Here is a 20,270-nt window from a genome sequence, read left to right on the forward strand (position 1 = left end):
ATTATTTAATTAAAATTCCTGTTAAAACTGCCATTCCAAAGCTCAGTAAAGTACCTATTAATACATACTCTGTGAGTTTTCTCTGTTTGGCCTGTGCAAGGTCGCTGAACCTGAAAACAGATTTTGCAGCCACCATAAAACCAACGCCTTCCCAGTGATCCACCAAAATAAAAGCGAATACCAGTAAACGTTCTAAAATTCCAATATATTTTCCGGCACTTGATAAAGATTCGGTTTGTATATTACCTGCAGTCTCCGGAACGGGTGTCCATGAAGACAATAATATTTTAATAAAAATCGAAGCAGGCGATGTTAAAAACAAAGCTGCCATTATTATTTTTAATGTTTCCTGATCTTTTAAAAATTCAAAATTGAATTCATTAAAATAAAAAGAAATCCCTGCAATCACTAAAACATGCAAAGCCTGATCTATAAAAAACCAGCCTTTTTTATTTTTAACCGTTTGAAAACTCAACTTACATGCATCAATAATAAAATGCGAAACTCCCACCAAAACGGCGACCCACCAAAGTTGTACATCCCAAAGGAAAATAAAACTTAAAGCAGTGTGAATCAGAACATGAAGGTACAAATATTTGCTCTTCAGTTTACGGTTTTCCTTATCTGCAACCCAAGAATTTGGCTGAAGAACAAAATCTCCGAGTAGATGTGCCAATATGAGTTTGATAAAAATCATGCTTACAGTTCCGAAATTTTCTTTTTAAAATATAGATTGGTTTCTACGATCAGGTCATAGTTGGCGCGCTTCAGTCTCTGGCTTACAGACGACTGTGAGATTGCAAACTTTTTCGCAAGATCTTCCTGCGTGATATCTTTATTCATGATCATCTCGTGGATGATTTCTGCGGTCGCCATCGTCCAGTTATCAAAATCTTTGGATGACCATTTCAGTAAAATATTCAGATCTCTGTCTACAGAATCGTTAGATGTTTTGATGGATACGGTGTGTCCGTCATTCTTCAGATCATTCAGCAATCTTCCGGAATAGACATATGCCGTTCCGTTGGATTCTGTGATTTTTTCAGACGAAAAATTTTCTTCACCAATACCGATGGCAATTCTTACATCCAGATTTTCCTGACTTCTGATAAGTGATTTTATGGCTAAGAAATGCCAGAAAACGTCATCGATATTACATTTGAACTGAAATTCATCTCCCCTGTAGATTTCCCATGTTTTAGGAGCGCTTCCCCAATTTTCGAGAAGATTTTTAAGTCTGGTGATCCAAACCTCCGTTTCCGCATGTTGTGAATTTATAATATCTCCGGTAATGACCGCTATCATTTTGCAAATATAAGCATAATTACTTATAAATAAAAGATATAAGCAGAAACACTTATAGATATTGGTTATTAGTGAATCTGCTTATATCGATGATGTTGTAAAACAGTCTGTTTTAAAGACTTTTTTGTAGAGTTATATTGTAAAATTATTTTTTAATAAACTGATAAACCCTCTCATCCAACTTCAACAAATAAGAACCCGCCGTCAGGTTTTGAACAGCAATAGTTTTCTTATTTTTAAAAGGTAAATTTTCAGAATAAATCAATTTTCCGGAGAAATCCAGAATCTGAGCAGATTTTACATTTTCAACCTTTCCATTCACAAAAATATGGTCGTAAACAGGATTTGGATAAATTTTAAATTCATTTCCGGCTAAGATCACATCAGAAGCAGAAAGCGTTCCTAAATTCTGGCAATAATTGCTTGCATAAGAGTCCCACTCGGAAATGTTAAAACTTGTGGTTGGCTGATTGACACTCGCCTTTCTATACAGAGAAACATTTCCTAAAGTTGAAGAATTATTCGTGCTTGAAATACCGATCGCGTCAACGGTAGAGTTTTTATATCTCAATTCCAGATACTGACTTCCGGAAAAGGTCATTTGCGGAGCTGCCGTTACAAATTTAGCCTGATTAATGGTATAGCATGAGAAATTCGCGTCAGGATGCAGCACGACAAAAGTTTCATTGTTCTGAACAATACCTTCCAACTCGTAAGGATCAGGAAAATAATAATTGCCTCCGCTCGGGAATTGAATGGATAATCTGTAGTCGTTCAAATTCACAGGATGCCCTGTTTTATTGGTGATTTCCAGACCTTTATTGTTTGAAGTCCCTTCCAGATATTTTGAAACAAATAAATCTTTAGCATAAATATCAGAAGTCATAGTTGTTGTAGAAACCGTATTGCTGTCAGGTGAAAGCAGATAGCCGTTATCATAAGCCTTTACCGTAAAATTATACGTTGTAGAAGGCGTTAAATGATCTATACTGAACGTGGTATTTTTCGTTGCGCCAACCAAAGTTCCGTTTTGGTAAATTTTATAGCCAATCACATCCGTGCTTGAACTCGGAGCCCAGCTCAGGGTGGCAAAATAAGCGCTGTTTTGGGTAACCGCTACATTTGTCGGGGTTTCAGGAGCCGCAGCATCAGGAGTTTGTCCCCAGATTGTATTGACCCAGGCAGGATTATCGATGAAAGGATTTCTGTTTTTTTGTAAAGTATACACCACATTATTCCTGTCGATTTCCCTTTGAGAAACAGGATCCTGATTGTGCCACTGAAGAAGCATTGCAATGTATGCAGGATCGTAAGAACGCTCTTCCGTTCCATCAAGCGGATTGGTATCAGAAGCAGGATTTGCATTATTATTAAAATTAAAAGTACCCAATTTTCCTTCATATCTTACCGCAAAATAGAGTAAACTTCTCGCTACATCTCCTTTAAATTCATTAATTGGTTCATAAACCCGACCAGTGTAAGTCACACCGGGAATGGCACAATTTCCGATTCTGGAAGTATTGGTAAACGTATAATATATAGTAGAACCTACAATTCCATAGGGATAATTGCTTCGCAACTGATTAATTCTCGCATCCGTCGGAACTACATAAAACATATCGGAATACATCGGATAATTGCTGTAAAATGTACTTTGAGGCATCATATGTTCCCTATTCCATCCTAGACCTTCCGATCCTGCACTTCCAATAATATTTGCCGTTGTATATTCATACGAATCCGGACCTGTCGGGATCTCAGAATAGATATCTAATAATATAGTAGTATTGGTAGCATCGTGATCGTAATATTTATCCAAATCTGTCTGATTATAGTAATTGGTAAGGTCACCATAATGCCAGTTGATATTCTTCGCCGAAATAATATCATGAAGTTTCGATTTCAAGGCATAGCCCGTTAAACCTGCTGTTCCATCGTAATATCCTGCAGGAATCTGTGCCGCAAAATAAGATGAAATTAAAAGTAAAGGAAATAAAAGTTTTTTCATGCTCTTAAAAAAATGGGTGACTAAAATAGTAAATAAATATACTTAAAGTTCGGAATTTTTTATTAAAAAATGGTTAATTCTTAAAATATAAAAAATTGAAAATTAAAGTTTTGCGAAAGGCGTGCTATGGTTTGAATAATTTTTTTGGACGTTCAGCCAATTTGGTTATCTTTGGGAACTAACTATTTATCTATATGAATACAGAGACTATTGACAATATCAAAATGATAGCGGAAACGGCAAAAGAATTTGCTGAAAAGAATATTAGACCTAATATTATGGAGTGGGATGAAAGTCAGACTTTCCCGAAAGATTTATTTCATCAGTTAGGAGAAATGGGTTTTATGGGGATCGTGATTCCTGAGCAATATGGAGGTTCTGGTCTTGGTTATCATGAGTATGTCACAATCCTTGATGAGATTTCTCAGGTAGATCCGTCTATCGGGCTTTCGGTAGCAGCGCACAATTCACTTTGTACTAATCATATTTATGAATTCGGAAACGAAGAACAAAGAAATAAATGGCTTCCTCAGCTGGCTTCTGGTAAAGTAATCGGAGCTTGGGGACTTACGGAGCACAATACAGGTTCAGATTCAGGAGGAATGTCTACTACAGCCGTAAAAGACGGTGACGAATGGATCATTAATGGTGCTAAAAACTTCATCACTCATGCTATTTCCGGTGACATCGCCGTGGTAATGACAAGAACGGGTGAAAAAGGTGCAAAAAACAATTCAACAGCTTTCGTATTAGAAAAAGGAATGGCTGGCTTCACTTCCGGTAAAAAAGAAAATAAACTGGGAATGAGAGCTTCTGAAACAGCGGAATTGATTTTCGATAACGTTCGTGTTCCTGATTCTCACAGATTGGGAGAAGTGGGAGAAGGTTTCAAACAGGCTATGAAAATCCTTGACGGAGGTAGAATTTCTATCGCTGCTTTAAGTTTAGGAACAGCAAGAGGAGCTTACAAAGCTGCTTTAAAATATGCTAAAGAAAGACACCAGTTCGGAAAATCGATTTCAGAATTCCAGGCGATCAACTTCATGTTGGCAGATATGGCAACAGAAATCGACGCTGCAGAACTTCTTATCCACAGAGCTTCTACTTTGAAAAATGCGAAACAAAAAATGACAAGAGAAGGAGCTATGGCAAAACTATATGCTTCAGAAGCTTGTGTAAGAATTTCAAACAATGCAGTTCAGATTTTCGGCGGATACGGATATACAAAGGACTTCCCTGCTGAAAAATTCTACAGAGATTCTAAGCTTTGCACGATCGGTGAAGGTACTTCTGAGATCCAGAGACTGGTAATCGGAAGAGATATCACGAAATAAAATTATTTTAAAAAAAAACATACAAATGATCAAACAGGCATTATTAGGTGAGTTTCTGTATGAAGCAGAAAGCACAAGAAAACTTTTACAGGCAATTCCGGACAGCGCTTTGGATTTTAAACCTTCTGAAATCAACTGGACAACAGGTCAATTGGCTTCTCACATTGCAGAAGTTTATAATTGGTTTGATTCTACTTTTAATGAGGATGTTTTCGATATGGGAACATATCAGTATGACAAAGGAGATATCTCTAAGGCAGAAAATATTGTAGCAAAGTTTGAGGAAAATGTTGCTAAAGCTAAACAAGTTTTAGAAAACTCAGACGAAAATACTTATTTTAATGAATGGAGAATGGAAATGGGCGGAAATACACTCTTCCCTCCTATGCCGAGAATTCAGGTGATTCGCTCGTTTTTGTACAATCATTTGTATCATCACAGAGGTGAGTTGGTAGTTTATTTAAGATCTACAGGAAATAAAGTTCCCGGATTGTACGGACCAACTGCTGACGACAAGTTCTAAAAATTTAGAATTATCATTAATAAACCAAATAGCACACGTATTTCGCGTGTGCTATTTTCTTTTTTTGAGAAAATAAAAATTCAAACATATTCAATGTATTGCATAATATTTTAAATGAATAGTCTAAAATTTTCTTAAAAAATTTTGTTTTTCATAATTAAATTTTTATTAGCTTTGATATTCCACAATCAAAAGAGAATTTATATGAAAAAACAATTATCCATGATTGGAATGCTTCTGATAACGGGCATTTCTTTCGCGCAGACCGATCGTCTCTGGTCTGAAAGTTCAAGAAAAACAACATCTGAGATCTTTGAAAACAAAACAAACATTATCAATCCTAAGGTTTACAGCCTGAACATTAACGGATTGAAAAATGCTCTGGCCAACGCACCAAAAAGACTTGCAGCCGGAGAAAAATCAGAGATCATTATTTCTTTCCCGAATTCTGAAGGGAAAATGGAAAATTTCAAAGTAAGAGAAAATTCCAACTTCGATCCTGAACTGGCGGCAAAATATCCTGATATCAAATCTTATGTTGGTGAAGGATTAAATGACCCAAATTCTACAGTTTATTTCAGCGTTTCTCCACTTGGGTTATCATCAATGGAGATCTATGGCGACAAATCTGCCGTTTTTATCGAACCTTATACCAAAGATCTTTCTACCTATGTGGTTTATAAAAAATCAGATAAAAAAGATGATCTTAATAAATTTGAGTGTACCGTAATTGATGTTGCTCAAAAAGGGGTAGCTAATACCAATGTGGCTGCAAGACCCAACGCAGATGATGCAAAATTAAGAACCTTCAGATTGGCACTTTCCAGCACAGGAGAATACACCGCTTATTTTGGTGGTACAAAAGCCAATGCTTTAGCCGCAATGAACAATACGATGACTCGTGTAAACGGAGTTTTTGAAAAAGATTTTGCAGCAAGAATGGTTTTAATTGCCAATAATGATGCTGTAATCTATACAAGTGCTTCTTCAGATCCATATTCTCCTGCAGCACAGATGAACAACTGGAATTCTCAGTTGCAGTCTACTTTAACATCCGTTATTGGTGAAGCAAACTACGACATCGGTCACTTGTTCGGAGCTTCAGGAGGTGGCGGAAATGCGGGCTGTATCGGCTGCGTGTGTACAAACGGTTCTAAAGGAAGCGGATATACGTCTCCTGCAGATGCTATTCCATCCGGTGATAATTTCGATATCGATTATGTAGCTCATGAAATGGGGCATCAGTTCGGCGGAAATCACACTTTCTCGATGAGCAATGAAGGAACAGGCGCCAACATGGAGCCGGGATCCGGATCAACCATCATGGGATATGCGGGAATTACTTCTCAGGATATTCAGCCGCACTCAGATGCGTTTTTCCATGCGATCAGTATTCAGCAGATCACCAATAATATTAAAGCTAAAACCTGCCCGGTAAGCACAAACACAGGAAATTCAATTCCAACAGCAAACGCAGGGTTAGATTATACCATTCCAAAAGGAACACCATTTATGTTAACAGGAACCGGAACAGATGCCAACGGAGATTCTTTAACATACATCTGGGAACAAATGGACAATGCTTCATCTTCCCAAACAGGAGCAAGTTCCGCAGCAAGCGCAACAAAAGCTTCAGGACCAACTTTCAGATCCTGGACGCCGATAGCTTCTCCAACAAGGTATTTCCCAAGAATGGCTTCAATTTTAACGGGAGCAACAACGACTGCCGGTTCAGAAATCACTGTTGAAGCCTTATCCAATGTGGCAAGATCATATAATTTCAGATTTACTGTTCGCGACAACAGAGCCGGAGGTTCAGGAAATAATTCTGATGATGCATTAATCACTGTCAACGGAACAGCAGGACCTTTCAGTGTAAGTTCACAAAATTCAGCGACAACATATACGGGAGGAACTTCTCAAACCATTACATGGAACGTTGCAGGAACTACGGCAAATGGCGTAAATGCTGCCAACGTAGACATTCTTTGGTCTACAGACTCAGGAACAACATGGTCTACTCTATTGGCTGGAACTCCAAATGACGGTTCTCAGGCGGTAACAATTCCAAATTCTGCAACAACTACCGGAAGAATTATGGTAAAAGGTTCAAACCATATTTTCTTTGACGTAAATAATGCAAATATCACTGTAAATGCAGGTTCCGGAGGAACAGACACCGTCGCTCCTACTGCTCCTGTATTGGCAGCTTCAGGCACTACTTCTACAAGCACAAATCTTTCTTGGTCAGGAGCCACGGATAACGTAGCAGTTACGGGTTACGATGTTTATCAAGGGGCTTCACTGATCGGTTCCACAGCTTCGACTTCTTACACTGTAACCAGCTTGACTCCTTCAACAACGTATAGCTTCTCTGTAAAAGCAAAAGATGCGGCAGGAAATGTTTCGCCATCAAGCAACACGGTAAGCGTAACGACTCTTGCGGGAAGTACAGTAACTTATTGTTCAGCTTCTGCAACGAATACAGGTGACGAAAGAATCGGAAATGTGAAGTTCGGAACCATCAATAATACTTCTACAGGTACGGCAGGATACGAAGATTTTACTTCTGTTTCTACCAACGTAACCAGAGGTTCTGCTTACACGATTTCCGTAACTCCGGTTTGGACATCAACAGTGTACAGTGAAGCATATGCAGTTTATATTGATTACAATAAAGACGGCGATTTCACAGACAGTGGTGAATTAGCTTGGTCTAAAGCAGGTTCTACAACGACTCCGGCTACAGGGTCTATCACTATTCCGGCAGCGGCATCTCTTGGAACAACAAGAATGAGAGTGATGATGAAGTACAGCTCTGTACCTACATCTTCTTGCGGGTCTTATACGTACGGGCAGGTTGAAGATTATACATTAAATATTGTTTCATCAGGTAAAGGAGAAATCCTTGATATAAAAGATCTGCTTACAGATATTAAACTGTATCCGAATCCTGCAAAAGATATTTTAAATATTTCAAACACGACGTCAGAAGATTACAAAATCTTCGATATGGGTGGAAAACTAATCAGCTCAGGAAAACTTCAAAGAGGATCTGTAAATGTAAGCGGACTTATTAAAGGAGCTTACATGATTCAGATAGGGGAAATCACGAAGAGATTCATCAAAAACTAATGATCATTACTCAATTACAATCTTGAGATAAAAGGCTGTCCGGAAACGGGCAGTCTTTTTTTGTTTCGGGTTTGGGGTTTCGGGATGCGAGTTTTGAGTTTTGAGTTTTGAGTTTCGGGATCTTACTGTATCTTTTTTTCGCACTGTCATGTTGAGCGCGAAGCAGTCGAAACATCTGTTTCTGTATAATTTAATTGTATTAAAATTTTGCTGCTCTGTTTGTCATCCTGTCAAGGATCTAGGCATGATTCTTTCCATTCTTTTTTTCTAAACTACACTTAGATTCTTGACACGATGACAAACTTTGTGGATTCAAACCTAACAGGTTTTTAAAACCTGTTAGGTTTTGATTGGCAGAACTTTATCCCTAGCTCTGAAAAAATATTTAAACACAAATATTTTCACCAATATTCACAATAATCTGTGTAAATCTGAGAGATTTGTGGGAAAAACTATACATCTTTTGGCTGTTGAGATTCTTGCTTCATCAGAATGACAAACCGAACACAGCATTAACAAAAATAATTCAACAAAAAACCTAAGCCCTAATTCCCCATATCTAAAACCTAATATTTATATTTGCCTTAAATAAAAAATATTCATGGATAAAATTGACAGTCTGAACCAGGTAGCAGAATTCCACACCACTTTCAAAGCCCCTATTTTAGAGACACCGCAGATTCCTTCGCCGGAAAGATGCAACCTTAGAGTTGAACTTTTACAGGAAGAATTAAACGAATTAAAACAAGCTATTGCAGATAACGATATCGTAGAAATTGCCGACGCCCTTTGCGATTTGCAGTATGTATTGAGCGGAGCTGTCCTGGAATTCGGACTTGGCAACAAATTTGTAGAGCTATTCAACGAAGTTCAGCGTTCCAATATGTCTAAAGCTTGCGATAATGAAGAACAGGCACAGGAAACGGTAGAATTTTATAAAGAAAAAGAAGTAGAATCTTTCTACGAAAAATCCGGAGAAAAATATAATGTTTACAGACAGGTAGATCATAAAGTCTTGAAAAACAAATACTACTCTCCTGCTGATTTGAAGACAATTATCGAAAAATAATATGAAAAAAATTATTACAAATATTGCTGTTGTTTCCTGCATGGCTTTTACGGCTCAGCAGGTAAATGCTCAAAAAGTTGTGGTAAACCGCGAAGTGGAAACCACCAATGACGGCAAAATGCTTCTGGGTAACCAGCTAAGAGATCAGTTCCTAAAGGCTCCTTACGCAGACTGGTATGTGAAAGAACACGACGAATATGCGGTGGATCAGAAAGCAATCACTGAATTAAGAAAAGATAAGATCAATTCTTACAATATTATCGTATTCATGGGAACCTGGTGCGAAGACAGCCACAGAGATTTTCCAAGATTAATGAGAATTTTGGATGAATTGAAATATCCGGAAAATAAACTGACAATCATAGCTTTAAACCGTAAAAAAGAATCTCCGAACGGCGATGAAGGACTTTTTAATATTCAGAAAGTTCCTACGATTATTGTTCAGAAATACGGCAAAGAAATAGGAAGAATCGTAGAAATGCCTAAAAGCGGCTATATCGAAAGAGATTTGGCAGAGATTTTAAAGAAAGATGATAAGTCTGTTATTGATGAAATTTTTAAAAAATAAGATTTGAAAAATTTCAGAATCATATTAATACCTTTTTTTGCGGGAGTTCTTGTGATGGTGCTTCTGTTTTTTGGCTTAAAATCCTGTTTAAATTTTGGAAAAAAAACGGAACAGTCGGATTATTATATCCTGACCAACCAGATCTCCAAAATGAATAAAATGGTAGTCATCGAACAGAATACATCTTCGATGCAGAAGACCAAAATGGGCTACGAATTTTTTGGTAAAGAAGTTTCCAGCAACAGCATTATCACGTACACCAAAACCAATGCACAGGTTTCTTACGATCTTAATAAAATGAAGCTGGAAGTAGATTCCATTAATAAAAAACTGATAATTAAAGAGCTTCCAGATGCAGACATCAGAATTACTCCAAGCGTGGAAATTCAATCGCTGGATGATTCTTTTATTAACAGGATTTCTGAGAAAGACATCAAAAATGTAACTCAAAAGGCAAAAGAAACGGCAATTAAATCTGTTAATCAAAATCAGCTGAGAACAGAAGGACGTAAACAATTAATGGAAAATCTTGATAATATTTTCGTTTTGGCAAAGGCTTTGAATTATACAATAGAAGATCAGACAGGGAAATTAGGCGTTTTAGGATTATAAAACTTTAAACTCTAAACATTAAACCTTGAACCCGAAACTCTGAACTTCAAACTTTTAAATTTCAAAGTTATGGACTCAAAAGGAAATAAAAAAGGCAAAGAATCTGCAAATACGGCAGAAACAAAAAGACAAAATCAGGATTTCCCAAATATTCCTGCTTCGTCGAAGAAAACAAATCCGCCTGATATTAGTAAAGAAGATGTACAAAAGTCTTCCAAAAACAAATCAGGAAAAACCGACAACACGAAGGAATAATTGAAACATAAAAAAGGTTCTGCCTCATCGAGGCGGAACCTTTTTAGAAAAAAAATATACAAATAAAAGTCAACCAGGTTGATCAATTATCAATTTGCTTCGCTTGCCAGTTCTATGGACTATCTAATTACTAACTATTTGACTCACGAAGCCAAAATTGACAATTTATTTTTTACACAATCGTTGATTTTCCGATTTTTACATTTTCAAAATTATAGTAAGACTTCTCGGAAAATTTAATATAATCGGCGATGAAACTTCCTACTTCACTCGTAGAATAAGGCTGTTCAGCTTTCAGGTCTACGGTGACGTATTTGTTTTCAATCGCATATTCCACCGATTTTCTGAGCTTTTCTGCGGCTTGTTCTAGTTTAAGATAATCAAGCATCATTGCGGTACTCAAAATAGAGGCAATCGGATTAGCAATTCCCTTTCCTTTAGCTTGAGGATAAGAACCATGGATCGGTTCAAATAAAGCATTACTTTCACCAATAGAAGCCGATGGAAGAAGCCCGATAGAACCTCCGATCACACTCGCTTCATCAGAAATAATATCTCCGAACATATTTTCCGTAACGATCACATCAAACTGTTTCGGATTTAAAATCAACTGCATCGCAGCATTATCAACAAACATAAAATCCAGCTCTACATCAGGATATTCCGAGGCAATTTCCTTGCACACTTTTCTCCATAATCTTGAAGTGTCCAGTACGTTGGCTTTATCAATTAAAGTTAATTTTTTCCTGCGTTTTTGCGCTTCCTGGAAAGCCATGTGTACAATCGGAATAATATCTTCGCGGCTGTATTTGCAGACATCATAGGCATATTCCCCATTTTCTTCCGTGAATTTTTCCCCAAAATAAATCCCACTCACCAGTTCCCTGAAAATCTGGATATCAGTTCCTTCAATAATTTCTTTTTTTAAAGGACTTTTCTCTATTAATGAAGAATACATTTTCAAAGGTCTGATATTGGCAAAAAGGCCAAGCTCTTTACGAAGTTTCAATAAACCCTGTTCGGGGCGCACTTTTGCATCGGGATTATTATCAAAAGCCGGATCACCGATGGCTCCGAAAAGCACGGCATCAGATTCTTTGCAGATTTTCAACGTTTCGTCGGGAAGAGGATTTCCTGTCTGGTAGATCGCTTCAGCCCCCATCAATCCGTACGTAAATTCGAATGTATAATGAAAAGCTTCGGCAATGGCATTCAGGATTTTAATACTCTCACCAATCACTTCCGGACCGATTCCGTCTCCCGGAAGCACTGCAATTTTAAATTGATTTTTGTTCATATACTTTTTGTGTTTTTAGTTCAAATTCTTTGATCGCCTGTTTTTTGCTGATTAGAAAGTCGATATCATCGTACCCGTTCATCAGACATATTTTTTTATAAGAATCCAGCTCAAAATTTTCTGTGGTATTGTCGAAAGTGATGGTCTGGTTTTCCACATCCACCGTAATTTCCTTTTCGGGATTTTCAGTAATACCGTTTAAAATTTCCTTTAAAAAACCTTCGGAAACTTTTACAGGCAGCAATCCGTTGTTCAAAGCATTGCCTTTAAAAATATCAGCATAAAAGCTTGAAACAACAACCTTGAAACCAAAATCCGTCAAAGACCATGCCGCGTGTTCCCTGCTGCTTCCGCAACCGAAATTGTTTCCGGCAACGAGAATTTCACCGCTGTATTTCGGGTTATTTAAAACAAAATCAGGATTCGGCTCATTCGTATGAACATTATACCTCCAATCCCTGAAAAGATTATCTCCAAAGCCGTTTTTATCGATACTTTTTAAAAATCTGGCAGGAATAATCTGGTCTGTATCTATATTTTCCATCGGCAACGGAATTGCCTGAGATTTTATAATGACTAATTTTTGCATTTTAGTTTTAATTATTTTTTATTTTTTTAGAAGCTTAATCCCGCTTGGAATTTATGCTGAGCCTGTCGAAGTGCTGCATCTTTTTTATTACGGCTTCCGCTTTGCTCCAGCCGCAATAAAAAAGGATGCCGTTCCTATCGGGGTTAGAGTTGCAGTCATCGTTGCGATGAACGAAGTGAAGAAGCAATCCCTTGAAATGAAACACAAGATTTTTTGACAAACTTCTTGGAAAAATAATTTTAAAAAAGTTTAAACAAGTTTATTTTTTAATTAACAATTGACTTTTAACTTATGAAATAAAATTTACTTTATAATCAGTTTTCAAAGACTGAAATTTTCCCTTCGATAGCAACTTTCGCCGCAGTCAGCGGACTTGCCAGAATCGTTCTTGCGCCCTGCCCTTGTCTTCCCTCAAAATTTCTGTTGGAAGTGGAAACACAATATTCACCTTCCGGAATTTTATCATCGTTCATCGCCAGACACGCCGAACAGCCCGGTTGCCGGATCTGAAAACCAGCTTCATTGAAAATTTTATCCAAACCTTCCTCAAAAATCTGTTTTACAACCTGTTGCGATCCCGGAACAATCAGAGCCTGAACGTGTTCTGATTTACTTTTCCCTTTAATATAATTCGCTGCAGAACGGAAATCTTCAATTCTCGCATTGGTGCAGCTTCCGATGAAAACATAATTGACTTTAATATCAGAAAGTGCCTGTCCGGCTTTTAACCCCATGTATTTCAGTGCTTTTTCCTCCGATTCATTCTGCGGACTCGGAATATTCTGATTAATGGAAATTCCCATTCCCGGGTTGGTTCCGTAGGTAATCATGGGATAAATTTCAGAGGCATCAAAAGAAAATTCTGCATCAAAAACAGCTTCGTCGTCAGTTTTCAATGTTTTCCAATAGTCTAATTTTTCTTCCCAGTCTTCACCATTTGGCGCAAAAGTTCTTCCTTTAACATAGTTGAAAGTGGTTTCATCAGGCGCAATCATTCCGCCTCTGGCTCCCATTTCGATGCTCATATTGCATACTGTCATTCTGCCTTCCATCGACATTTCTTCAAAAACATTTCCGGCATATTCACAGAAATATCCGGTTCCGCCGTCGGTTCCGACCCTTGAAATGATGTACAAAATCACATCTTTCGGTTGAACATTTTTATTTAGTTTACCATTAACGGTAATTCTCATCGATTTCGGCTTATTCAGCAACAGACACTGGCTCGCAAAAACCTGCGCCACCTGACTCGTCCCGATTCCAAAGGCAATGGCTCCGAAAGCGCCATGTGTAGAAGTATGGCTGTCACCGCAGACAATGCTCATTCCCGGCTGAGTGATTCCCAGTTCGGGCGCGATGATATGAACGATTCCCTGGTATTGATGGCCTAAACCATAAAGCTCAATATTGTTTTTCTGACAGTTTTCTGTTAGCTGCTCCACCTGATTTCTCGACGACTCATCACGAATCGGCTTATCCTGATCCAATGTCGGAACGTTGTGATCGGCTGTTGCGACGATCTGTTTTGGTCTGAAAACTTCGAGATTTCTGGCTTCCAGTTCTGCAAAAGCCTGTGGACTGGTCACTTCATGAATCAGGTGTTTGTCAATATAAATAATTTGAGGCCCGTCGGGAATCGTTTCTACAACGTGAGCATCCCAAACTTTGTCAAATAATGTTTTTTTATCGTTATTCATTTTAATTTTATCTCATTTAATATCAAATCCTACCCTATTTTTCTTGTCACTTTTTCAATGATAGAACTTAGATCATCGTTGTTGACTTCTTTCTTCATGTCAGCGATTTTTAAAAATTCCTGATACAGAAAATCGAGCTCGTTTTTAGTAACATCAAAACCGATATGCTTGAATCTGTATGCTAAAGCAGAACGTCCGCTTCTCGCTGTCAATACAATCGTAGAAGCATTTACACCCACTTCTTCAGGATCGATAATTTCGTACGTTTCCCTGTTTTTGATCACGCCGTCCTGATGTATTCCTGAGCTGTGCGCAAAGGCATTGGCTCCGACAATCGCTTTATTTGGCTGAACGGGCATTCCCATAAGATCAGAAACCAAAATGCTCATAGAATTGAGCATTCTGGAATTGATATCAGTATATAATTGTAGATTTCTGTGTTGTTTTAAAATCATCACGACCTCTTCCAAAGCGGTGTTTCCGGCTCTTTCTCCAAGTCCGTTGATGGTGCATTCTATTTGTCTGGCTCCGTTGATCACGCCGGAAATGGAGTTTGCAGTTGCCAATCCCAAATCATTGTGGCAATGACAAGACAGAATAGCCTTGTCAATGCCGCTGACATTTTCTCTCAAATATTTTATTTTTTCGCCATATTCTTCAGGCAGGCAATATCCGGTTGTATCAGGGATGTTCAGGACAGTGGCGCCGGCTTTGATAACTTCTTCACAGACTCTCGCCAAATATTCATTGTCCGTTCTTCCTGCATCTTCTGCGTAGAATTCTACGTCTTCAACGAATGTTTTTGCGTATTTAACGGCTTGAACCGCACGCTCAATGATATCTTCTCTGTTTGAATTGAATTTATATTTTATATGTGAATCTGATGTTCCGATTCCCGTATGGATTCGTGGTCTTTTGGCGTATCTTAATGCTTCTGCAGCGGTGTCTATGTCTTTCTGATTGGCTCTCGTTAAGCCACAAACTTTTGCATTTTTTACTAATTTTGAAATTTCCGAAACAGAATGAAAATCTCCCGGACTTGAAATCGGGAAACCGGCTTCAATAACATCCACTCCGAGTTCATCGAGCTTTTCTGCAATGATCAATTTTTGTTCTGTATTCAATTTACAACCCGGAACCTGTTCTCCATCACGCAGCGTGGTATCAAAAATTTCAATTTTTTCGGATTTCATAATGAAGTTTTTACTTAATTTTGATTCAAAACTAGAAAGTTGAATTGTTTTTTAATTTTCATTTTTCTTAAAAATTACAATACTCAAAATGTTGATTTTTGATTTTATGTAATTGATAATCAAATTTTTAAATTCTATAAATTTACAATGGCAGAATTGCAGAAAGATTTTTTATTTGTACTGATCAAGTCATTAACAACCTCCGAAAAAAGGCAATTCAAGTTGTATGTAAACCGTCTCGGAATAAATGTAGATGCCAAATTTCTCCTACTCTTTTCAGAAATGGATAAGATGAAAGAATATGATGAAAATATTATTCTTGACAAGAAAATTTCTACGAAACAGCAATTATCCAATTTGAAAGCGCATCTTTATAAACAAATTTTGGTGAGTTTAAGAATGAATCCGAGTCATCAGAATTATAGAATACAATTACGTGAACAACTCGATTTTGCGAATATTTTATATCAAAAAGGGTTGTATAAACAGGCTTTAAAAATTTTAGATAAAACCAAGCATGCAGCGTTAGATTTAGATGAAAAAAGTATTGCTTCGGAAATTATTGACCTTGAAAAAGTAATTGAATCACAATTTATTACGCGAAGTATCGAAGGTCGCGCCGATGAATTAATTAACCAATCTACAGAAATCAGCAAGCAAAATCATTATGCAACCGAATTATCCAATCTTTCGCTGAAATTATATAGTGAAATGCTGACGCACGGATATGTAAAAAATGATGAAGACAGAGCCGAAATCATGGAAATTTTTAATGCCCAGATTCAGAAAATTAACTTTGAAAAACTGAATTTTACGGAGAAATTATGGTATTTCAAAGCCCATGTCTGGAAAAATCAGCTGCTTCAGGAATATAAATATACATTAAAGTATGCTTTTCAGTGGGTGGATTTATTTCACAAAAATCCTGAAATGATTGTAAGCCATCCCGTTTGGTATATCAAAGGGAATACGTACCTGTTGAAAATCCTTTTCCTCTATGGAAATATTGATATTCTGGAAGATAGTTTTAAACAATTTAATGAAACGGTTTCAGATTCAAGTTTTACTCAAAATGAAAATATACAATCGCTTGTTTTTCTGACACATTATAATACTTTAATGAATATTCATTTTGTGAAAGGAGAATTTTTTTCCGGGACGAAATTAATTCCTGAGATAGAATTGAAAATGGAAAAACTCCGGGATAAAATTGATGACCACCATTTTATGATTCTTTACCTGAAAATGGCAGCCATGTTTTTTGGAAGTAAAAAATTTAAAGAATCTGTCCAGTATTCCCGGAAAGTCATTGAATCCAAAGGAAATGTACAGGAAGATTTGCTGTTTCACACGAGAATTCTGATTTTAATGGCAAAACATGAATCGGGGAATGATGAAGATTATGACGAGTTTATCAAAACAACGCTGAAGTTTGCGAGAAAAATGAAAAAGCCTGATGAGTTTCATTTTGAAAGCATCACATTTTTCAAAAACCTCAATAATCTGACGCCGGATAAGCAGGTGGAAGCTTTCAAAGAATTTGATAAAAAGCTTGAAATTTTTTCCGGAAACGAGTACTACAGAAGATCATTATTGTACATCGATATTCACGGTTGGGTAAAATCTAAGGTGAGAAATGTTGATGTAATTGAAATTATAAAAGAAAAAGTTCGATATAAGAGAAAGAATTAAAAATTTTAACTCATTTGTAATGAATGCTTTGAAATTTTCTTAATTATTAAAAACAAATTTTATTGGCAATTCGTATTAAATCTTATCTATAGGAAGCATAGATGTAGTTTTTTATCTAAAAATTCCGTATTTTTGCATTTTAAAATTTCTTAGTAAACAATGATAAAAATTACACTTCCAGACAATAGCGTCAAAGAATTCGAGGCGGGAGTTACTCCGCTAGATGTGGCAAAATCTATAAGCGAGGGATTGGCTAGAAATACCATTTCCGCAGTTGTAAATGACAAACAAGTAGAGACGACCACACCTATAACCACGGATTCTACGGTACAGTTATTGACATGGAATGATGATCTTGGAAAGAAAGCTTTCTGGCACTCTTCTGCCCACCTTTTGGCGCAGGCTATCCTTGAGTTTTATCCTAATGCTAAGTTGACCATCGGTCCTGCTATCGAAAGCGGATTCTACTATGACGTAGATTTCGGCGACGAAAGTTTATCTGAAAAAGACTTCGAAAAAATTGAGAAAAAAGTATTGGAAAATGCTAAAAAAGCTTCAACTTTTTCATTATACCCTGTTTCTAAGGAAGAGGCGTTGAAAGTATATGCAGATAATCCTTATAAAGTAGAACTGATCTCTAATCTTAATGACGGAGAAATCACTTTTGTGACTCACGATGATTTCACAGATCTTTGTCGTGGAGGACACATTCCAAATACGAGTATTGTAAAGGCGGTTAAGATTTTAAATGCAGCCGGAGCATACTGGAGAGGAAACGAAAAAAATCCTCAATTAACGAGAGTTTACGGTATTTCTTTTCCTAAACAGAAAGATTTATCAGAATATCTTGAAAGATTAGAAGAAGCAAAAAGAAGAGACCACAGAAAACTAGGTAAAGAACTTGGGATTTTTGCATTCTCTGAAAAAGTAGGTGCCGGTTTACCACTTTGGTTGCCAAAAGGAACTGCTTTGAGAAGAAAATTAGAAAATTTCCTTTCTGCAGCTCAGAAAAAAGGAGGTTATGAATTTGTAATGACGCCTCACATCGGGGCAAAAGAATTGTATGTAACTTCAGGACACTGGGATAAATACGGAGCAGACAGCTTCCAGCCGATCAAAACTCCGAATGAAGGAGAAGAATTTATGCTGAAGCCGATGAACTGCCCTCACCACTGTGAAATTTACAAAACTTCACAATGGAGCTACAGAGATTTGCCGAAAAGATATGCAGAATTCGGAACTGTGTACAGATATGAGCAAAGCGGAGAGCTTCACGGTTTGACAAGAGTTCGTGGATTTACTCAGGACGACGCCCACCTTTTCTGTACTCCGGATCAGCTATTGGGAGAATTTGAAGCGGTAATCGATCTTGTATTGTACGTTTTCAAATCTTTAGGTTTTGAAGATTTTGTGACTCAGGTTTCGTTGAGAGATCCTGATAACAGAGAAAAATATATCGGTTCTGATGAGAACTGGGAAAAAGCGGAAAACGCGATCATCACAGCAGCAAAAAACAAAAATCTGACAACGGTTATTGAATATGGTGAAGCGGCATTCTACGGTCCGAAACTGGATTTCATGGTGAAAGACGCCTTAGGTAGAAAATGGCAGCTTGGAACTATCCAGGTTGATTATAATTTGCCGGAAAGATTCGACCTTCACTATATCGGAAACGATAATGAAAAACACAGACCGGTAATGATCCACAGAGCGCCGTTTGGTTCTATGGAGCGTTTTATCGCGATTTTGCTTGAAAATACTGCGGGAGATTTCCCACTGTGGTTGAGCCCGGATCAGTTTATCATTCTTCCGATCAGTGAAAAATATGTAGATTATGCTAAAAAAGTTTCACAATTTTTAGAAAATCACGATATTAGCGGTCAGATTGATGACAGAAACGAAAAGACAGGGAAAAAGATCCGTGATGCGGAATTGAACAAGATCCCATTCATGCTGGTTGTAGGTGAAAATGAAGAAAAAGACGGCACAATTTCTGTAAGAAGACGTGGCGAAGGAGATCTTGGAGTGATGAATATGGAAGATTTTGTAGCTTACTTTAAGAAAGAAGCAGCAATATAAAATGATATTTAAAAATTAAAGATTTGAAAATTTTAAAGCAATTAATCTTTTGATCTTAATTTTTTTAATAATAAAATTTAGTAATTAACCAATAAAATTATAATACAATAGCACAAAGATTTAACAACAGGGGCCCACAGAGACGTCCGCAACAGGAGGACGCTCACATGATTAACGAAAAAATTCGAGTAAGAGAAATTCGTTTGGTGGGAGACAACGTAGAGCCGGGAGTATATCCGATTGACAAAGCAAGACAAATTGCTGAAGAACAGGAATTGGATCTGGTAGTAATTTCCGATAAGGCTGAACCGTTCATTGCGAGAATATTAGACTATAAAAAGTTCTTATACGAGCAAAAGAAAAAGCAAAAGGAACTAAAAGCTAAACAAGTAAAAGTGGTGGTAAAGGAGATCCGTTTCGGGCCTCAGACCGATGAGCACGATTACGAGTTTAAGAAAAAGCACGCTGAAAAGTTCCTTGAAGAAGGTTCAAAATTAAAAACCTACGTATTTTTTAAAGGACGTTCTATTATCTTTAAAGATCAGGGAGAGATTTTGCTTCTAAAACTGGCTCAGGAACTGGAGCATGTTGGAAAAGTAGACCAGCTTCCTAAACTTGAAGGAAAGAGAATGATTATGATGATGAGTCCTAAAAAACCTGCTAAATAATCAACAGACAGATCATAAAGATCTGATTAAGAATAGTAAACCTCAAAGCAATTTGAGGTTTTTTTGTTTTAAAGCCGTTAAAGAAAGTATTAAAGAAGAATATTACCCATTACTCATTATTTATTACTTATTACTCATTTTCAGGAGCTATTTCCAGCTATCCACTCTTACTCCTCACGCCAGTGCTTTCCATCTCCCAACCCTCCAACTCTCCTACCCAAGTTGCGGGGTAACCGTTTCTATCTG

17 protein-coding genes are annotated in these 20,270 nt (G+C 37.2%); 10 read left to right on the forward strand and 7 right to left on the reverse strand.

Going from position 1 to position 20,270, the window contains the following annotated elements; all coding sequences use genetic code 11:
• Position 1: 1 nt before the first annotated feature.
• The 3 genes from BMX24_RS06590 to BMX24_RS06600 all read right to left on the reverse strand — a co-directional run bounded on the left by BMX24_RS06590 (position 2) and on the right by BMX24_RS06600 (position 3,313).
• The gene (locus BMX24_RS06590) at positions 2-697 is read right to left on the reverse strand and encodes a DUF3307 domain-containing protein (RefSeq protein ID WP_089791247.1); all 696 of its coding nucleotides are present in this window, start codon (positions 695-697) and stop codon (positions 2-4) included.
• 2 nt (positions 698-699) lie between these two features.
• The gene (locus BMX24_RS06595) at positions 700-1,305 is read right to left on the reverse strand and encodes a SatD family protein (RefSeq protein WP_089791248.1); all 606 of its coding nucleotides are present in this window, start codon (positions 1,303-1,305) and stop codon (positions 700-702) included.
• Positions 1,306-1,450: 145 nt separating this feature from the next.
• Complete coding sequence (locus BMX24_RS06600; protein WP_089791249.1) at positions 1,451-3,313, reverse strand: endonuclease; 1,863 nt, start codon at positions 3,311-3,313, stop codon at positions 1,451-1,453.
• A gap of 194 nt (positions 3,314-3,507) precedes the next feature.
• Here BMX24_RS06600 and BMX24_RS06605 point away from each other — a divergent pair, with 194 nt between their 5' ends.
• The 7 genes from BMX24_RS06605 (at position 3,508) to BMX24_RS06635 (ending at position 10,809) form a co-directional block, all read left to right on the forward strand.
• On the forward strand, positions 3,508-4,647 hold the full coding sequence (locus BMX24_RS06605; protein ID WP_089791250.1) for an acyl-CoA dehydrogenase family protein: 1,140 nt from the start codon (positions 3,508-3,510) through the stop codon (positions 4,645-4,647).
• A 25-nt stretch (positions 4,648-4,672) separates the two neighbouring features.
• Complete coding sequence (locus BMX24_RS06610; protein WP_089791251.1) at positions 4,673-5,170, forward strand: DinB family protein; 498 nt, start codon at positions 4,673-4,675, stop codon at positions 5,168-5,170.
• Positions 5,171-5,374: 204 nt separating this feature from the next.
• Positions 5,375-8,305: a zinc-dependent metalloprotease gene (locus BMX24_RS06615; protein ID WP_089791252.1), complete on the forward strand. Its 2,931-nt coding sequence runs from the start codon at positions 5,375-5,377 to the stop codon at positions 8,303-8,305.
• Positions 8,306-8,906: 601 nt separating this feature from the next.
• A complete protein-coding gene (locus tag BMX24_RS06620) occupies positions 8,907-9,374 on the forward strand; it encodes a pyrophosphohydrolase domain-containing protein (protein ID WP_089791253.1) in 468 nt (155 codons plus the stop codon).
• A 1-nt stretch (position 9,375) separates the two neighbouring features.
• The gene (locus BMX24_RS06625) at positions 9,376-9,942 is read left to right on the forward strand and encodes a TlpA family protein disulfide reductase (protein ID WP_089791254.1); all 567 of its coding nucleotides are present in this window, start codon (positions 9,376-9,378) and stop codon (positions 9,940-9,942) included.
• 3 nt (positions 9,943-9,945) lie between these two features.
• Positions 9,946-10,554, forward strand: a complete 609-nt coding sequence (locus BMX24_RS06630; RefSeq protein WP_089791255.1) for a DUF4230 domain-containing protein — start codon at positions 9,946-9,948, stop codon at positions 10,552-10,554.
• A 69-nt stretch (positions 10,555-10,623) separates the two neighbouring features.
• Positions 10,624-10,809 carry a hypothetical protein gene (locus tag BMX24_RS06635; protein ID WP_089791256.1) on the forward strand — a complete coding sequence of 62 codons (186 nt, stop codon included), beginning with the start codon at positions 10,624-10,626 and terminating at the stop codon, positions 10,807-10,809.
• 172 nt (positions 10,810-10,981) lie between these two features.
• On the opposite strand, the gene leuB is transcribed toward BMX24_RS06635, so the two are convergent.
• The 4 genes from leuB to BMX24_RS06660 form a co-directional block, all read right to left on the reverse strand.
• Positions 10,982-12,106, reverse strand: a complete 1,125-nt coding sequence (gene leuB, locus BMX24_RS06640; RefSeq protein ID WP_089791257.1) for a 3-isopropylmalate dehydrogenase — start codon at positions 12,104-12,106, stop codon at positions 10,982-10,984.
• The gene (leuD, locus tag BMX24_RS06645) at positions 12,087-12,695 is read right to left on the reverse strand and encodes a 3-isopropylmalate dehydratase small subunit (RefSeq protein ID WP_089791258.1); all 609 of its coding nucleotides are present in this window, start codon (positions 12,693-12,695) and stop codon (positions 12,087-12,089) included. Before leuD ends, leuB begins: the two co-directional genes overlap by 20 nt.
• Positions 12,696-13,009: 314 nt before the next feature.
• Entirely contained in the window at positions 13,010-14,392 is a 1,383-nt protein-coding gene (gene leuC / locus BMX24_RS06655; protein ID WP_089791260.1) for a 3-isopropylmalate dehydratase large subunit, read from the reverse strand.
• Positions 14,393-14,421: 29 nt separating this feature from the next.
• Positions 14,422-15,585 (reverse strand): 2-isopropylmalate synthase, encoded by a 1,164-nt coding sequence (locus BMX24_RS06660; RefSeq protein ID WP_089791261.1) that lies wholly within the window; start codon positions 15,583-15,585, stop codon positions 14,422-14,424.
• Between the two features lie 147 nt (positions 15,586-15,732).
• On the opposite strand from BMX24_RS06660, the gene BMX24_RS06665 reads away from it, so the two are divergent.
• From BMX24_RS06665 to infC, 3 genes are all read left to right on the forward strand, one after another.
• Complete coding sequence (locus BMX24_RS06665; RefSeq protein WP_089791262.1) at positions 15,733-17,277, forward strand: hypothetical protein; 1,545 nt, start codon at positions 15,733-15,735, stop codon at positions 17,275-17,277.
• A gap of 159 nt (positions 17,278-17,436) precedes the next feature.
• Positions 17,437-19,356, forward strand: a complete 1,920-nt coding sequence (gene thrS / locus BMX24_RS06670; protein ID WP_089791263.1) for a threonine--tRNA ligase — start codon at positions 17,437-17,439, stop codon at positions 19,354-19,356.
• Between the two features lie 167 nt (positions 19,357-19,523).
• The gene (gene infC, locus BMX24_RS06675; protein WP_089791264.1) at positions 19,524-20,024 is read left to right on the forward strand and encodes a translation initiation factor IF-3; all 501 of its coding nucleotides are present in this window, start codon (positions 19,524-19,526) and stop codon (positions 20,022-20,024) included.
• The last annotated feature ends 246 nt before the right edge of the window (positions 20,025-20,270 follow it).

This window comes from Chryseobacterium wanjuense, from assembly GCF_900111495.1.
GTDB classification, from domain to species: domain Bacteria; phylum Bacteroidota; class Bacteroidia; order Flavobacteriales; family Weeksellaceae; genus Chryseobacterium; species Chryseobacterium wanjuense.

Bases quoted from the DNA above. Each gene is read 5' to 3' on its own strand.
- leuB (WP_089791257.1), bottom strand. From the start codon at position 12,106: ATGAACAAAAATCAATTTAAAATTGCAGTGCTTCCGGGAGACGGAATC.
- infC (WP_089791264.1), top strand. From the start codon at position 19,524: ATGATTAACGAAAAAATTCGAGTAAGAGAAATTCGTTTGGTGGGAGAC.
- BMX24_RS06610 (WP_089791251.1), top strand. From the start codon at position 4,673: ATGATCAAACAGGCATTATTAGGTGAGTTTCTGTATGAAGCAGAAAGC.
- BMX24_RS06625 (WP_089791254.1), top strand. From the start codon at position 9,376: ATGAAAAAAATTATTACAAATATTGCTGTTGTTTCCTGCATGGCTTTT.
- BMX24_RS06620 (WP_089791253.1), top strand. From the start codon at position 8,907: ATGGATAAAATTGACAGTCTGAACCAGGTAGCAGAATTCCACACCACT.
- BMX24_RS06595 (WP_089791248.1), bottom strand. From the start codon at position 1,305: ATGATAGCGGTCATTACCGGAGATATTATAAATTCACAACATGCGGAA.
- BMX24_RS06590 (WP_089791247.1), bottom strand. From the start codon at position 697: ATGATTTTTATCAAACTCATATTGGCACATCTACTCGGAGATTTTGTT.
- BMX24_RS06665 (WP_089791262.1), top strand. From the start codon at position 15,733: ATGGCAGAATTGCAGAAAGATTTTTTATTTGTACTGATCAAGTCATTA.
- BMX24_RS06605 (WP_089791250.1), top strand. From the start codon at position 3,508: ATGAATACAGAGACTATTGACAATATCAAAATGATAGCGGAAACGGCA.
- thrS (WP_089791263.1), top strand. From the start codon at position 17,437: ATGATAAAAATTACACTTCCAGACAATAGCGTCAAAGAATTCGAGGCG.
- leuC (WP_089791260.1), bottom strand. From the start codon at position 14,392: ATGAATAACGATAAAAAAACATTATTTGACAAAGTTTGGGATGCTCAC.
- BMX24_RS06660 (WP_089791261.1), bottom strand. From the start codon at position 15,585: ATGAAATCCGAAAAAATTGAAATTTTTGATACCACGCTGCGTGATGGA.
- BMX24_RS06600 (WP_089791249.1), bottom strand. From the start codon at position 3,313: ATGAAAAAACTTTTATTTCCTTTACTTTTAATTTCATCTTATTTTGCG.
- BMX24_RS06635 (WP_089791256.1), top strand. From the start codon at position 10,624: ATGGACTCAAAAGGAAATAAAAAAGGCAAAGAATCTGCAAATACGGCA.
- BMX24_RS06615 (WP_089791252.1), top strand. From the start codon at position 5,375: ATGAAAAAACAATTATCCATGATTGGAATGCTTCTGATAACGGGCATT.
- leuD (WP_089791258.1), bottom strand. From the start codon at position 12,695: ATGCAAAAATTAGTCATTATAAAATCTCAGGCAATTCCGTTGCCGATG.